This is a genomic window from Cryobacterium sp. TMB3-10 (assembly GCF_004402305.1).
Taxonomy (GTDB): Bacteria; Actinomycetota; Actinomycetes; order Actinomycetales; family Microbacteriaceae; genus Cryobacterium; species Cryobacterium zongtaii.
In genome coordinates, this window is sequence record NZ_SOGH01000008.1 from 53,607 (window position 1) to 67,134 (window position 13,528).

A 13,528-nucleotide genomic window follows, 5' to 3' on the forward strand; every position below is an offset into this window, starting at 1 on the left:
GGGAGGATGGGTGGCATGGATCTCAGGCAGCTTGAATTCTTCAGCGCCGTCGCCGGCGAGCTCAACTTCACCCGGGCGGCCGAGCGGCTCACCATCGCGCAGTCCGCGGTGTCGGCCGGGGTGCGTTCGCTCGAGAGCGAGCTCGGCGTGGAACTGTTCGACCGCAGCCGCCGGCAGATCCGGCTCACCTCTACCGGTGAACTGCTGCTGCCCAAGGTGCGCGGCGCCCTCGACGCCGTCAACGAGGTGCGGGATGTCGCCCAGCAGTCCACCCAGGCCATCACCGGCTCCATCGTGATCGGCCTGATGACGTCGGTGACGCTCGTGAACGTGCCCCGGCTGCTCGGGCTCTTCCGCACCGGGCACCCGGGTGTGGGGGTGCGGCTGCGCGCGGCGCGGCGCGGCTCGGCCGATCTCGTCGACGAGCTGGCCAGCGGCGAGCTGGACCTGGCCTTCCTGGCGCTCAGCGGAGCGGTGCCAGCGACGCTGTCGGCGGTGCCGATCGCGTCCTCCCCGATGGTCCTCGTGGTGCCCGCGGGGCATCCGCTGGCCGGAGCCGCCGGCGTGGACCTGGCCGACGTCGGCGACGAGGAGTTCATCGATCTGCCGCCGGGTTACGCGAGCCGGCAGATCGTGGACGATGCCTTTGTCGCCGCCGGGGTGGAGCGGCGGGTGATGATCGAGGTCTCCGACATCGGCACCGCCGCCGAATATGTGACCAACGGCCTCGGTGTGGCGCTGCTGCCCGAGTTCGCCGCACACGATGCGCTCAACGTGCGCCGCATCCCAGTGGCGCACGTTCCCGACTTCACCGTCTACCTCGCTGCCTCCCGCAAGCGCCGGGCCTCAGCGGCCGTGCGCGCCTTCGTCAACCTGGCCCTCTCCGGCGAGTAGCCCCGCCGATGCCCGCCCGGCCCACCCCGCCCGCTTCCGCCCACCGATGCCCGCCCCACCCGGCCCACCAACTGTTCCCGAAGCGGACATCTGCGCCCGGCGCACCGGGCGCAGATGTCCGCACGGGCAACAGTTGCGGCGCGCTCGCCCACTCGTGGCGACCTGTGTGATGCGGTGTGCCCGTGGACTGGCACGACCTGCCGGCCGGCTGACCGCCCCTGCCGCGCACCCGCGCTAGACTTCGCCTAAGGGGGAACAACGATGAAAACTTTTCGCCATCTGACCGGGGACAACGCGTACCAGCAGAATTCCGGTGTGCTGAGGGTGGGCGCCCCTCGCGCTCAGTACCGAGCGGCCGCGGGCGCGCTCCTCGTCTCGGCGGTCCTGGTCCTCACCGGCTGCGCCGGTTCGGCGCCCGCCGCGGAGGCTCCGTCCAGTGCCGCCCCGGCCCCGGCCACACCGGTACCCACCGCCGTCGGCGCCTGCCCGGAGTCCGACGGACAGGGGCCCTGGGGCGACGTCATCGCTAAGGAACAGGTCACGGACGCCGCCGGCAGCTACTGCCACACGACACTCGACCCGGCGTCAGTCGGCGCCCAGTTCGACCCCGCGGTCGTCGATCTCGACTCGCTGGCGACGTACGGCTTCACCATTGAGGACGCCGAGACCGCACAGCGAGCGGCGCTCATCTACGTGACGGAAGCAGGGCTGGACTCTGCCCTCCTGGACGACTCCGCGACCGCCGACGCAGCCTGGTTCGAGAGCGCCTCGCCGTGGTTCACGCCTGCGGGTCACACCGCCCTGACACCCCAGGTGGCAAGCTTCGGGCTCAGTGAGGCCGGGGTCATCGTTTCCCAGAGTCTGCCGTCGCCGCTCACCAGGGACGGCGGTCCGCGTGCCACCAACACGGCCGTCGGCGTCGACAAGATCTTCGGCACCCTGAGCGTGGACCAACAGACTCCCCTGCTCCTGGTCCGCACGACCGTCACCGTCGACTATGCCGCCACCGATGCGGCCATCGTGGAAGCGGCCATCCGTGACGAGCGCGGGACCACGAGCCTGAGCGAGGACAGCCTGCGGGCGAGCGCACCCACCCTGTTCGACGGTTCAGACGACGAAGGACTCGTGCTAGTCGGCGGCTTCAACGTGGGCTTCGCCTCCGGCGACCTGACGGCGATAGAGTACATCAGCGCCGCATGGACCCTGTCCACCGGCGACGGAGCACTGCAGATCGACGCCATCGAGCCCGAGCTGGACCCGAGCCTGCGCTAGAGCTGAGTCCGCCCGGAGTCGCCACGCGGTGGGCGCCCGCCCATTCCGCCCCCAACTGCCACGCCCTCGCCCGCTCTTCCCGGCCGCCGTGGCCGGTGCCACGATGGGTCCACGCTGAGCATGCACGTTGAGCATCAACACGAGGAGCGAGGAACGAGGCGACGATGACGATCGACGTGAGCCCGGCCCACGACTTCGACGAGATGGCGACCATGTTCGCGCCGAAGAAGCCCGAATCCTCGGTCTGCTGGTGCCTCTCCTGGCGGCTGGACTCGAAGCAGAACCGCGCGCTCACTGGCGCCGCCAGAGCCGACAAGGTGCGGGAGCTCTGCGCGCGGAAGCTCGCCCCCGGTGTGCTCGCCCACCTCGACGGTGAGGTAGCCGGCTGGGCCGGCATCGCCCCGCGATCCGAGCTGCACCCGTTCGCCACCTCACGCAAGATCCCGCACCTGGACGACCTGCCGGTGTGGTCGCTGTGGTGCCTCCGAGTGCGCCCGGGGTACCGCAAACAGGGCGTCACGCCGGCGCTGATCGCCGGCGCCGTCGACTACGCACGAGCATCCGGCGCACCCTGCGTCGAGAGTTACCCCGTGGACAACGACGGACAGCGGGTGGACCTCACCATGGCCTACGTCGGCACCAGAACCATGTTCGAGGGCGCCGGCTTCACAAAGGCGGCCGACACCGACTCCGTAGCCGGCGGGTTCCCCCGCATCCTCATGCGGCTGATGCTGACTGACGCCCCGGCAGCCTGCTCCGGCTAGCCGCAGTACTCGCTGTCCATAAGCGCAGTGTCGCGCACGACGATGGTGTCCACCAGCCCGGCGGAGCTCAACCCGAAGTTGATCCAGTGTCCGCTGCCGTCGGGCAGGGAGTAGTACGGGGCGTACGTGCCGTCGTTTTGCTCGATGTCAGGGTAGGCGGCCGTGACCTGGTCCAGGGTGGCACCGATTCCGATTCCCGCGCTGGTCTGCGGCGAATTGGCGGCGACCGTGGCCTCAGACCCCCAGGCCTGCAGCACGATCTGGTCCGTGACTCCGGTGCCCGCCGGGTCCGGGAGCCAGATGCTCGGGAAGTCGGCCTTGTCGAGGGCGGTCACCCACGGGCAGCCATCCTGGACCGTGGTGGTGAACGCCGTCGTCGAGGCGGCTTGGTCGGCCAGCTGCCCGTGCAGAGTCAGCGGTCCGATGGCTGTGTAGTCGATGAGCCATGAGCTCGGATCATCCAGGTTCGGCTCGGCCGGCGCCGGCGTGGCAGACGGCACCGGTGTCTCGGTGGGAGCCGTGGATGCCGCCCCGGCTGCCGGCTTCTCGCCGGCCGGTTGTTCGCCGGCGGACTCGCCGACACATCCTGCTACGAGCAGCACGCCAACGGCGAGTGCCGCAATCGTGCCCTGCCTGTAGACCACCGATGCTCTGCTATTCATGTGTATCCCCCCGGATGTCGATGCCCCGTATCGTACTCCCAGGACCTCCTGAAATACCAGATCGCAGGGAACTTCTCCGCGCCCTCATACCGAAGCTGTGACGGCATAGCGCTCAGCGAGGTGGCCGAAGGCCACGGAAAGCTCGGGCGGGCCCACGACCTCGATGGTGGTGTCGAACCGGCCCAACGATGCGGCCAGCGCCACCCACGACCAGGAGCCGACCTCGTAGCGGCAGCGGTCGGGTCCGAGGTCTTCGAGGATGCCGTCGCCGGCGAACGGCAGCACCGCGGTGGCGGGCAGCCCCAGGATCACAGTGCCCCGGCAGGGCCAACTGTTCGCCCGTTCCGATCCTGTGAATCGGGCCGAAACGTAGTCGCGTGCGTTTTTCCCGGGAAGCTCACGCGGGGTGAACCGGGGCCCGGTGGGTGCGCGCGGCGCAACCCGATCGGCGCGGAAGATCCGCCAGTCTCCCCGGTCGAGGTCCCAGGCGACGAGATACCAGCGCCCGCTGGAGGTGACGAGGTGATGGGGTTCGACCCGGCGCGGCGGCGTCGGCGTCGGATCTGTGTCGCCGGGTTGCCGGCTCGCGTAGTCGAAACGGAGCACCTCACGGGCGCGGATGCCGGTGGACAGTGCGATGAGCACAGCCGGGGACACCGGGTCGGTAACGGCGTCCCCGGCGCGGGTCGGGATGGTCGTGAAGGTGAGGGCGTCCAGACGGTGACGCAGTCGGGCGGGCATCACCTGCCGCATCGTGGTCAGCGCTCGCACGGCGGCCTCTTCGATGCCGGCCCCGGTCGCGGTGGCGGCCTGCAGCGCCACGGTCAGGGCAATGACCTGGTCGTCGTCGAACAGGAGCGGTGGCAGTTCGGTGCCGGCGTCCAGCCTGTAGCCGCCGTCCGGTCCCTTCATGGCGTGGATGCTGTAGCCCATCTCGCGCAGGCGGTCGACGTCCCGGCGCACCGTGCGGTGGCTGATCTCGAGCCGATCGGCGAGGAGGGCACCGGGCCAGTCCCGCCGGGTTTGGAGAAGCGAGAGCAACAGCAGCAGCCGTGAAGTAGTCGACGTCATGTTTTTCACTCTAGGCGCAGTAGAGGACCGAATCTGTCCTCTACTGGTGTGACCATGACAGGTATCCGGGACGAGCCCGGCGAACACCCTCGAATCTAGGAGCAGACATGACCATTCACACGACCACTCACCTCAACTTCCGCGGCGATGCCCGAGCCGCTCTGGAGTTCTATCAGAGTGTCTTCGGTGGCCGGCTGGTCGCCATCAGTTACGCGGATGCCCACCGGGCGACCGACCCCGCCGAGGCCGACCAGATCCTCTTCGGATCGGTCACCTCCCACGACGGCTTCCGCATCATGGCGTACGACGTGCCGTCCGCCAAGGCCTACGCGCCGGGCACGATCCCCGTGTTCGTCTCCGTTCGCGGCACGGATGCGGCGGCGATCACCAGCTACTGGGAGAAGCTGGCCGAAGGCGCCACCGTCGTCGAGCCCCTCGCGACGTCACAGTGGTCACCGCTGTACGGGATGCTCACCGACCGCTTCGGGGTCACCTGGGTGCTGGATGTGGAGGTGGCGTGGGACGCGGCCTGATCTGACCAACCGGCGGGGCGGGTGGATGCGCTCGCCCCGCCCCTACCGGGACGTCCCTCCGACGATCGCCTTCAGCAACGCCGTGTTGTGCCCGAGGCCGAGCAGCGCCTGAGCGCGGCGCCGATGGCCGTCCCAGGTGCCCGGGTCCATGTTGCCCAGCAGGGAGACGACCATTCGCGTGCGCGGGTTCGCTGCGAAGACCTCGCGATGGTCGTCGATGAACGTCCAGTACAACCCGTCCCAATCGGCCATCCACTCGCCGGCGGGCAGGTCTGACATTTTTCGCAGGTAGTTGCTGCCAGACACATAGGGCTTGGTGGTGATCTCGTCGCCCGCGGCGAAATGGCTCATCGCGTAGACGTTGGGGACCATCACCCAGTCGTAGGCGTCGATGAACATCTCCATGAACCATTCGTAGACCGCATCGGGGTGGATGCGCAGCAGCGACATCGCGTTGCCGAGCACCATCAGCCGCTCGATGTGGTGGGCATATCCGGTGTCGAGCACCCGCGAGATGACCAGATCCACGGGAGCGAGACCGGTGGTCGCATCCCACCACCCGTCGCCAAGGGCCCTCTGGTGGTCGAGCCGGTTCGAGGTCCGCATTTCGCGACCGCGGGTTCGGTAGGTGGCGCGCATGTACTCCCGCCAGCCGATCATTTGCCGCACGAACCCCTCCAGGGACGCGAGGGGAGTGCCGTGATCGGCGCCCTCGAGCACCGCGTCAACGACGTCTCGCGGGTCCAGCAGCCCGACATTCAACGCGCCGGTCAGCAGGCCGTGATTGATGAACGGATGCGTTGCGGAGATCGCGTCCTCGTACGGGCCGAAGTCGTTCAGGCGGTCACGGACGAACTCCTGCAGGTGCTCCCGGGCTTCGTCTGCGCTGGTCGGCCAGGCGAACAGGTGCGGGTCACCCGGGGCATTCGGGAACTCGGCGCTGACCCAGGCGATCGCTGCGTCGACCTCGGCCGGCACCTCGACCGTGTCCGGGTCGTCCACCAGCGCGTCGAAGTCGAAGACGCCCTCCCGCCGAAGCACGGGATGGCCGGCGAAACGGCCGACGGGGTGGGGCGTGTACCCGCGCGGCAGCTTCTTGCGGTTGTCGACGTCGAAGGACCACTTCCCGCCGACCGGCTTGCCGTTCTCGAGCAGGATGTCCAGTCGGCGGCGTTGCCACACGTAGAAGTCCTGCATGCGGGAGCCGTTGTGAGAGAACCAGTCATCGATCTGCACCCGGTCGGTGAGGAAGTTCGGCGTCTCCAGCACGTCGCCCGGGCGCATCCGGTAGCCGCCGTCGGCGAGCCCGGCGAACAGATCCTGCTCGAGCCAGTCATCGACAACGTCGAACCAGGTCACCTGCGCCGGCTCGCGCTTCCGAATGCACTCCGCCAGTTGGTCGTGGGAGCTTCGCTCGGTATCGCTTGGAAGAACGACAACCTCGTACCCGTGCTCGCGCAGTCGGGCTGCGAAGCGGGCCAGCGACGCACGGTGCAGGACCAGTTTGTGGGAATGGAACCGGTACTGGCGAAAGAGTAGATCATGCTCGATGAGCACGAACAGGGTCCCTCCGGCCGCCTCGAAGTGCTGGTCGAAGAGCTGGTGCGGCAGGACGAGGCGCACAGACGGGCCGGAACTCATACCCCAACGATAGAGCGGCGGGCGGCAGGATTTAGTGCTTGCCACGGAATCCTGGGATTCCTCAACGCTGGACGTCGACGAAGTTTGGCCAGAGGCTTCTGCGGTCGCCCATAGAATTGGTACGTGACCTGAGGAGTCCCCCCACCCTGATGGTCACGGTGCGTCCCGCCGCGTCCCCCCACGCGGCGGGACGTTTTTGGATGGAAGGTGATCCACCTCAAACCCGTCACAAGCACGCCGGCCCCCCAAAAATCCGTCCCCTGGCTCCCGGCGCACCTCTGCCCTTGTCCCCCCTTGGACATGTCTAACCTTACCTCTATCGGAACGGTGCTGGTGCTATTCGTCTGTCAGGTCTGAGCCGGCGGACAACCCGTCCTCGAGAAGCTTCGTGATCTCGCGAAGTGCTTCTGGTGACGTATCCCCGAGGGTTCGGGCCGCGAAGTTGATTACTCGCTTGACTCGGATCATACGGACCAACTCCAACTGAGAGTCGATACGCTCCGGCAGGTCATCGTCGGACCCGAGCAGGTACTCGGGTGCAATCCCGAAGAAATTTGCGATCTCGGTGAGAAGTAGGACGTCGCTGACCAGTGGGCCTTCCCCCCTGACCATGTACTGCCATCGGGCCCTCGAGAGCGAAACCTTCTTGGCTTTGAGACCCGCGGCGATCTCGCGGTAGGTATACGGGGTGTTTCCTTCGGCCACCACTACGTCGAGCAGCAGGTTCAGCTTGCGTGCAAGCTCCAGTTGTGGAGTGGGCAGTGGGGTCCCTGTCCCACCCGCTTCACTGGGCGTTTTGGTACTCATCGGTCCTCGAGTCGTTTGTGGTCCCGCGAGATGCATCTGACGCCTGCCGAATATGCTGTTCGATCCTCTGGATGAGCTTCACTTCGCGAGCCGAGAGTGACTGGTCGGGGTGCAGAAGGAGACAGTCCCGAACCTCGACGTAGCGGCGGTGGAGGTGCAAGGCGTGGCTCCCCCGAAAACAGAGCGCTAGCCGTGACGTCGGTGCTTCGATGCTGAGCTCAGGTCGGTCAGCCAGCAGCCGCTCCCACAGCGGGGTGACCTTCCACAGCAGCCAGCGGCTTGTGCCTGCGTCGCTCAGGTTCCTGAAAACTCCGACCAGCAGACGGAGACCGAGACCGACCGAGAGCAGAACGGGCGCAAGGAGCGGGCAAGCCACAGAGAGGGAATCAACTATCGCACTGACGTGGGTGCCACCTGCCGCCCTGTTGATCGCCACACCCATCTGAATGACGACGTAGAGCGATACGACCGCGCACCCGGCAAAGATGATCACCAGTGCCGTCTTGAGCGTTGTGTCCGACTGGCGTTTGTAGTCCGTGGAGCACGCGACCATTGTCGAGATCGCAAGGACGATCAGCGCAATCCAGGTCGTGAAGCTGTAGACCAGCTGACTCCAGTTGCCAGGTCCGATGAACTGGATGTTGTCAATCTCCCAGCCGCTGGTGAAGAAGAGGGCAGCCTGAACGAGGATGAGTCCGGTCACTCCCCACAACGCAAAGCGCTTTCGGGTTGAGGTGAGTCCGTCCTTTGAGACAGCCGTCTGAATGAGGCAGTCGAACAGGGCCACACAGACGATCGCTGTCGCGTGGAAGATGAAATAGGTCAGGTCGACTCCGCCCAAGAGTCCGTCGACGAATGCATACGGGCCGTCGGTGATCAGCGACATGGTGACCGCGAAGGCCACCATGAACCAGAAAAGCAGACGCCGTTTGCCGCGGAGCGCGCTCGGCACGAGGAGCAGGGTCGTGCCCCAGAGAGCCGCGAGCACCGCGTATTCGATCAGAGCGAACATCAGAGAACCTGCCCGAATCCGGTCTCGGCTCCGCGCCTGCTTTGTGAGGCGTCCTTCCGAAGGATCATCGCAAGCTCGTCCCCGATAGCCTCCGCCATTGCCTCTTCCTCATCGGTGAAGCTGTTTCGGGACAGCGCCGCGACAATGGCGTTCATCGGGATGAGGGGTGCGAGAAGCGCGACCCTGTCGGCCGGCATGATCATCTTCTTGTGATTGAGGATCATGTGACCGAACTCATGATTCACGAACTGCTGCCGGTGGACGGCCGAGTCTGTTGGCGCGCAGTAGATCCGCTCGAATTCTTCACCGGCCACCTCGAGCCAGAGCGCGCAGATTCCGCTGTCAAGCATTCCCTGAGGCGCCTGCACGACGACGATCTTCTTCGTGCGGATCTGCTCCATATGGTGGTGCAGGATTTCCGAGTTCAGGGGGCGTGGGAGGTCTATCTCCTGCACCAGTTGCTGAGCGCGTAGTTGCCGTGCTGCGTAGTTCACTATGGATCCGATTCTCGTGTCGATCCGCTGCGTCTCCCCTAGCCGGATCCAGCGCATCTGAGACATGGATGACTGCCGTCAGCATGGGATTACTCAAGGTCTCCATGATAGCCACGAGCCAGCGCCAGTGGCGCCCGCAGGGCTCAGGCGGGTTACCCGATGAGCCGATAATCCCGCGCCGATTGAATTCCGTTCTTGAAGAACGTGCGGCTGAACCAGCCGACGTCGAACTCATAGGTCGCCCCGGGTATGGAGCTGGCTGCGATCTCGTCCTGGTTAGCGCTGGTCACGCCCCAGTGAATCGCCAGCGGACCGCAGTCCTGTGTCTTCACCAGAACGGACACGGTCGTCACTGACCCTCTCGATCCGCTTGAGGTCGAGGAACAGCACAACGGACAATCGGCTCACTGTGGTCGGTTTCTTGGGCGGCGGAGGCGTCCACGGAGTGGGGGCGGAACCGGGCGGAGCCCGAGTTTGCGTAGACGGGCATTAAGCATCTGCGTGTGCTCCACACGCGACCGGCGAGCGTCATCGGCCCTGCACTGCGCCGTCGTCCAACCGGCCTCCCGGTGTGCTGCCCACCGCCGACGGGCAGGCATCGAGCGGATGAAGAGGGTAAGAGCCACGGCGAAGGCAATAACCTGGCCCAGGGCTCCGAACATGAAGCCGGTGACGGCCATGACGACGACCATGGCCTGATCGGTATGCGGGTTGCCGGCGCCTCCCGCAATCCCCCAGTACGTTCCTCAGCCACCGATCAGAACGACAAAAAGCAGAGAACACCGCCACAGGGAGGACCAAAACAGCCAGTGGGACGGAGGCCCGCCGGCCACGACCGGAAGGGTACTTCCCGGCACGGTCCCCGCAGCGGCCCCGCCAGTCTCGGAATCTTGGTGCTGCTGACCCTCCCCTGTGGGCTGGGGGGTCGAGTCGCGGGTCATAGCTTCGCCTCGGCGACGGCGGGAGGAACGACGCTCCGGATGTCACGGCTCATCAACAGCTCTTTCTAAGCTTTGCGCCGAGATGTCGGAATGGCAGGCGCCGTCTCCGGGAGGCAGAATCTCAGCCCGCCGCCCCAAAATCCGTCGTTGATGCAGTAGAGCGGCACCTCCTCGTCACCGACGTGGAGGGTGGGGTTCCTTATTCCGTATTTTGAGAGGTTGAAAGTCAACTCGACGCTCCTATCGGGTGAGGTGCAGCTGTAAGCAACGTTCCATGGGCTCGTGTCTTCACACCGATTGAGTTCCCTCGTCGTGCCGGCCCCGTCCACGTACTCCCAGGTCCTGTCCCGATACCCGCCGACCTGAATGGCGGAGTTCGGAGTGGAGATGGCGTCGGCACGGGTGAATGGCCGCTCATCGCGGCCCGTCAGCGTGAGCAGGGCCAGCAGGGCGAGACCGATTGTTTTCCGGCACCATGCATTCTCAGTCGGACCACCCCCAATCCCACGCACGCCGTGTGGCTAGAGCAGCCCCGATGCTAGCTTGCCGTCCTCCCTGAAAGATTCAACGGTCCTTGGCTTGCTTCTCACGGGCGGCGGCTACAGCTGGTCTTGAGCGCCTTTATGTTTGCTGCTGCTGCTGCTTCGGCCGGCGTTTCCGTCGCCGGCGCCGCCGTCCCTGGCCGTTGAAGGGCGGCCGGGGCGCGCCGAACTGGGGGCCGCACCAGTACCGTCCGCCCAGCAAAATCCCGGCGAGGGCGCCATAAGCCGACGCATGCGGAATGGCCATCTGGTCGGTGGCACCACCCACGAACGCCAAGGCAACCCACACAACGGGTAGGCCAAGGCAAAGGAGGCCGTTTCTAATTTGCAGCGGCAGCGGGAAGCGGAACAATGCCCATCCTGCGATGACAGCGACAACAAGAACTGCAACAGCAGGCGCTGTCGGTGACAGGAGAACCAGTTGGGCTGTCCCGATGCCGAACAGCACCAGCGCGCAGGCTGCATTGATCAGTGCCAGGCGCCACCCGCCGGAGAACTTGCCGTCGGCGTCAGGCCGGCGCGGGCGGGTTTGCGTGCGCTCTCGCCCGGCACCCGGTCCCGACCAGATGTATCCGCCGGCGATCGAGCCGACCATGAACCCTATGAACCACGGCCCCGCCGCGGGGATGTCCAGGGCGCCATCGACGTCGAGCGAGATCAACATCCAGTAGTTCAGGAGGAACGACCAGAGCATCACCGTGAACGCCCGGAATGATCGTGAGACGACGCGAACCACGAGAAATGCGTAGACCGCCCCTACCGAAAGGAACACTGATGCCTCAAGGAGACGGTCGCCGGCAAACCACACGAACACCGCCAGCATCAGAGCAATCATCCCGGCGTACAGGATGCGCACGTCCCACTGGTCAGTTTTCTTCAGCACAGCAGTACCCCCATGTACACAAGGCTAGGGCAGGGCAAGCCGCATCCACGGCAGCCAAGATCACCTCCCCGCGGTCGCGGTTTGCGCTGGCGCGGGCGAAAGGCGAGCTCAGCACCGCTGCTCCTGTCCTGGAGGTACAGCAAAGCCCCACCGCGGAAGAACCGGGGCGGGGCCGAAATGCTGCCGGGATGGAACTAGACGTTGAACCTGAATTCCACGACGTCGCCGTCCTGCATGACATATTCCTTGCCCTCGATGCGGGCCTTGCCCTTGGCGCGGGCTTCCACCACGGAACCGGCGTCGATCAGGTCCTGGAACGCGAAGACCTCAGCCTTGATGAAGCCCTTCTGGAAGTCGGTGTGGATGACACCAGCGGCCTGCGGGGCGGTCCAGCCCTTGTGGATGGTCCAGGCCCGCGTTTCCTTGGGGCCGGCGGTGAGGTAGGTCTGCAGGCCCAGAGTGTCGAAGCCGATGCGGGCGAGCTGGTTGAGCCCGCTCTCCTCCTGGCCGGTGGAGGCCAGCATCTCGGCGGCATCCTCTTCGTCGAGTTCGGCGAGCTCGGATTCGAGCTTGGCGTCGAGGAACACGGCATTGGCCGGAGCGACGAGGGCGGCCAGCGTGGCCAGCTTCTCGGCATCCTGTAACACGGCCTCGTCGACGTTGAAGACGTAGATGAACGGCTTGGTGGTGAGCAGGCCGAGTTCGCGGATGGGCTCAACGTCGATCTTCGACGCCGACAGCGGCTTGCCGGTGTCGAGGAAGGTCTGCGCTTCGAGCGCGGTCTTGAGAACGCTGGGGTCGAGCTTGCGACCCTTGGTCTCCTTCTCGTACCGGACGATCGCCTTTTCGAGGGTCTGCAGGTCGGCGAGAACGAGCTCGGTGTTGATGGTCTCCATGTCACCGGCCGGGTTGACCGCACCGTCGACGTGCACCACGTCGGGGTCGGCGAAACCACGGATGACCTGCGCGATGGCGTCGGCCTCGCGGATGTTGGCGAGGAACTTGTTGCCCAGCCCCTCACCCTCGCTGGCGCCGCGCACGATGCCGGCGATGTCGACGAAAGACACCGGGGCCGGCAGCAGACGCTCGCTGCCGAACACCTTGGCGAGCTTCGCCAGGCGGTGGTCAGGCAGGTTGACGATGCCAACGTTGGGCTCGATGGTGGCGAATGGGTAGTTCGCCGCGAGCACGTTGTTCTTGGTCAACGCGTTGAAGAGGGTGGACTTGCCGACATTGGGCAGTCCGACGATTGCAATAGTAAGAGCCACGAGAGTCCATGGTACCGGCTCAGCCCGTTCGGACGCGCCCCTTCACGCCAGGCCCGGCCGGCGGATGCCCGCGGCGCGGCAGCGTCGGTGGCGCGTGAGACCATGAGGCGTGCCCGTCAATTTCACCGCCATCGATTTCGAAACCGCCAACTCCTCGGCCGCCTCGGCCTGCTCGGTGGGGTTGGTGAAGGTGCGCGACGGCGTCGTCGTCGACAAGATCGGCTGGTTCATCAAGCCGCCGCTGGGCCATGACCTGTTCCAGGAGTGGAACATCAAGATCCATGGCATCCGCCCCGAGCACGTGGCCGCGGCGCTCAGCTGGTCGCAGCAGCTGCCCGACCTCGTCGACTTCGCCGATGGCGACGTGCTCGTGGCACACAACGCCGGCTTCGACCTGGGTGTCATCAAGACCGCATCCGCGATCACGGGCATGACGGTGCCCGATTTCCGCTACGTCTGCAGTCTGCAGGTGGCCCGCAAGACCTATCACCTCGACTCCTACCGGCTGCCGGTCGCGGCGATGGCCGCCGGCTTCGAGGACTTCTCGCACCACAACGCCCTCGCCGACTCCGAGGCCTGCGCCGCGATCATGATCCACGCCGCCGACCGGCACGGCGCCGACACCATCGAAGACCTGGCCCGCATCTGCGGCGTCAACGTCGGCGTGATCGGCCCGGTCGCCACCCTGGAACACCGCGCCACGCACGGCCCGATGGCCTTGAACTAGCCGGCACCGACTGCCCT

At 66.1% G+C, this 13,528-nt stretch carries 14 protein-coding genes; 5 read left to right on the forward strand and 9 right to left on the reverse strand.

Annotation, left to right across the window (positions count from 1 at the left end; translation table 11 throughout):
* The first annotated feature begins 15 nt into the window (after window positions 1-15).
* From E3T22_RS04215 to E3T22_RS04225, 3 genes are all read left to right on the forward strand, one after another.
* On the forward strand, window positions 16-894 hold the full coding sequence (locus E3T22_RS04215) for a LysR family transcriptional regulator (protein ID WP_088455591.1): 879 nt from the start codon (window positions 16-18) through the stop codon (window positions 892-894).
* Window positions 895-1,155: 261 nt separating this feature from the next.
* Window positions 1,156-2,166 (forward strand): hypothetical protein, encoded by a 1,011-nt coding sequence (locus E3T22_RS04220; RefSeq protein WP_088455590.1) that lies wholly within the window; start codon window positions 1,156-1,158, stop codon window positions 2,164-2,166.
* Between the two features lie 164 nt (window positions 2,167-2,330).
* Window positions 2,331-2,930: a GNAT family N-acetyltransferase gene (locus tag E3T22_RS04225; RefSeq protein WP_134480734.1), complete on the forward strand. Its 600-nt coding sequence runs from the start codon at window positions 2,331-2,333 to the stop codon at window positions 2,928-2,930.
* On the opposite strand, the gene E3T22_RS04230 is transcribed toward E3T22_RS04225, so the two are convergent.
* On the reverse strand, window positions 2,927-3,592 hold the full coding sequence (locus E3T22_RS04230) for a hypothetical protein (protein WP_134480735.1): 666 nt from the start codon (window positions 3,590-3,592) through the stop codon (window positions 2,927-2,929). The two genes, E3T22_RS04225 and E3T22_RS04230, sit on opposite strands and share 4 nt — an antisense overlap.
* Before the next feature lie 84 nt (window positions 3,593-3,676).
* Window positions 3,677-4,663, reverse strand: coding sequence for a YafY family protein (locus tag E3T22_RS04235; protein ID WP_088455587.1), 987 nt, complete (start codon window positions 4,661-4,663; stop codon window positions 3,677-3,679).
* Window positions 4,664-4,770: 107 nt separating this feature from the next.
* Between E3T22_RS04235 and E3T22_RS04240 the strand changes: the two genes are divergently transcribed.
* On the forward strand, window positions 4,771-5,196 hold the full coding sequence (locus E3T22_RS04240) for a VOC family protein (protein WP_134480736.1): 426 nt from the start codon (window positions 4,771-4,773) through the stop codon (window positions 5,194-5,196).
* A gap of 42 nt (window positions 5,197-5,238) precedes the next feature.
* On the opposite strand, the gene E3T22_RS04245 is transcribed toward E3T22_RS04240, so the two are convergent.
* From E3T22_RS04245 to ychF, 7 genes are all read right to left on the reverse strand, one after another.
* Window positions 5,239-6,837, reverse strand: a complete 1,599-nt coding sequence (locus tag E3T22_RS04245) for a cryptochrome/photolyase family protein (RefSeq protein WP_134480737.1) — start codon at window positions 6,835-6,837, stop codon at window positions 5,239-5,241.
* A gap of 336 nt (window positions 6,838-7,173) precedes the next feature.
* Window positions 7,174-7,644, reverse strand: a complete 471-nt coding sequence (locus E3T22_RS04250) for a hypothetical protein (RefSeq protein WP_088455584.1) — start codon at window positions 7,642-7,644, stop codon at window positions 7,174-7,176.
* Entirely contained in the window at window positions 7,622-8,656 is a 1,035-nt protein-coding gene (locus E3T22_RS04255; RefSeq protein WP_088455583.1) for a DUF6545 domain-containing protein, read from the reverse strand. Before E3T22_RS04255 ends, E3T22_RS04250 begins: the two co-directional genes overlap by 23 nt.
* Window positions 8,656-9,150 (reverse strand): hypothetical protein, encoded by a 495-nt coding sequence (locus E3T22_RS04260; protein ID WP_133159859.1) that lies wholly within the window; start codon window positions 9,148-9,150, stop codon window positions 8,656-8,658. The genes E3T22_RS04255 and E3T22_RS04260 overlap by 1 nt, the downstream gene beginning before the upstream one ends.
* 152 nt (window positions 9,151-9,302) lie before the next feature.
* Window positions 9,303-9,503 (reverse strand): hypothetical protein, encoded by a 201-nt coding sequence (locus E3T22_RS19320; RefSeq protein WP_240632404.1) that lies wholly within the window; start codon window positions 9,501-9,503, stop codon window positions 9,303-9,305.
* A 1,209-nt stretch (window positions 9,504-10,712) separates the two neighbouring features.
* Window positions 10,713-11,516: a hypothetical protein gene (locus E3T22_RS04270; protein WP_134480738.1), complete on the reverse strand. Its 804-nt coding sequence runs from the start codon at window positions 11,514-11,516 to the stop codon at window positions 10,713-10,715.
* 194 nt (window positions 11,517-11,710) lie between these two features.
* Window positions 11,711-12,784, reverse strand: coding sequence for a redox-regulated ATPase YchF (gene ychF, locus E3T22_RS04275; RefSeq protein ID WP_088455577.1), 1,074 nt, complete (start codon window positions 12,782-12,784; stop codon window positions 11,711-11,713).
* A 109-nt stretch (window positions 12,785-12,893) separates the two neighbouring features.
* Here ychF and E3T22_RS04280 point away from each other — a divergent pair, with 109 nt between their 5' ends.
* Complete coding sequence (locus E3T22_RS04280; protein ID WP_134409504.1) at window positions 12,894-13,511, forward strand: exonuclease domain-containing protein; 618 nt, start codon at window positions 12,894-12,896, stop codon at window positions 13,509-13,511.
* Window positions 13,512-13,528 lie beyond the last annotated feature (17 nt).

Excerpts from the sequence above, each read along its gene's own strand:
- E3T22_RS04215 (WP_088455591.1), top strand. The coding sequence starts at position 16 with ATGGATCTCAGGCAGCTTGAATTCTTCAGCGCCGTCGCCGGCGAGCTC.
- E3T22_RS04220 (WP_088455590.1), top strand. The coding sequence starts at position 1,156 with ATGAAAACTTTTCGCCATCTGACCGGGGACAACGCGTACCAGCAGAAT.
- E3T22_RS04225 (WP_134480734.1), top strand. The coding sequence starts at position 2,331 with ATGACGATCGACGTGAGCCCGGCCCACGACTTCGACGAGATGGCGACC.
- E3T22_RS04230 (WP_134480735.1), bottom strand. The coding sequence starts at position 3,592 with ATGAATAGCAGAGCATCGGTGGTCTACAGGCAGGGCACGATTGCGGCA.
- E3T22_RS04235 (WP_088455587.1), bottom strand. The coding sequence starts at position 4,663 with ATGACGTCGACTACTTCACGGCTGCTGCTGTTGCTCTCGCTTCTCCAA.
- E3T22_RS04240 (WP_134480736.1), top strand. The coding sequence starts at position 4,771 with ATGACCATTCACACGACCACTCACCTCAACTTCCGCGGCGATGCCCGA.
- E3T22_RS04245 (WP_134480737.1), bottom strand. The coding sequence starts at position 6,837 with ATGAGTTCCGGCCCGTCTGTGCGCCTCGTCCTGCCGCACCAGCTCTTC.
- E3T22_RS04250 (WP_088455584.1), bottom strand. The coding sequence starts at position 7,644 with ATGAGTACCAAAACGCCCAGTGAAGCGGGTGGGACAGGGACCCCACTG.
- E3T22_RS04255 (WP_088455583.1), bottom strand. The coding sequence starts at position 8,656 with ATGTTCGCTCTGATCGAATACGCGGTGCTCGCGGCTCTCTGGGGCACG.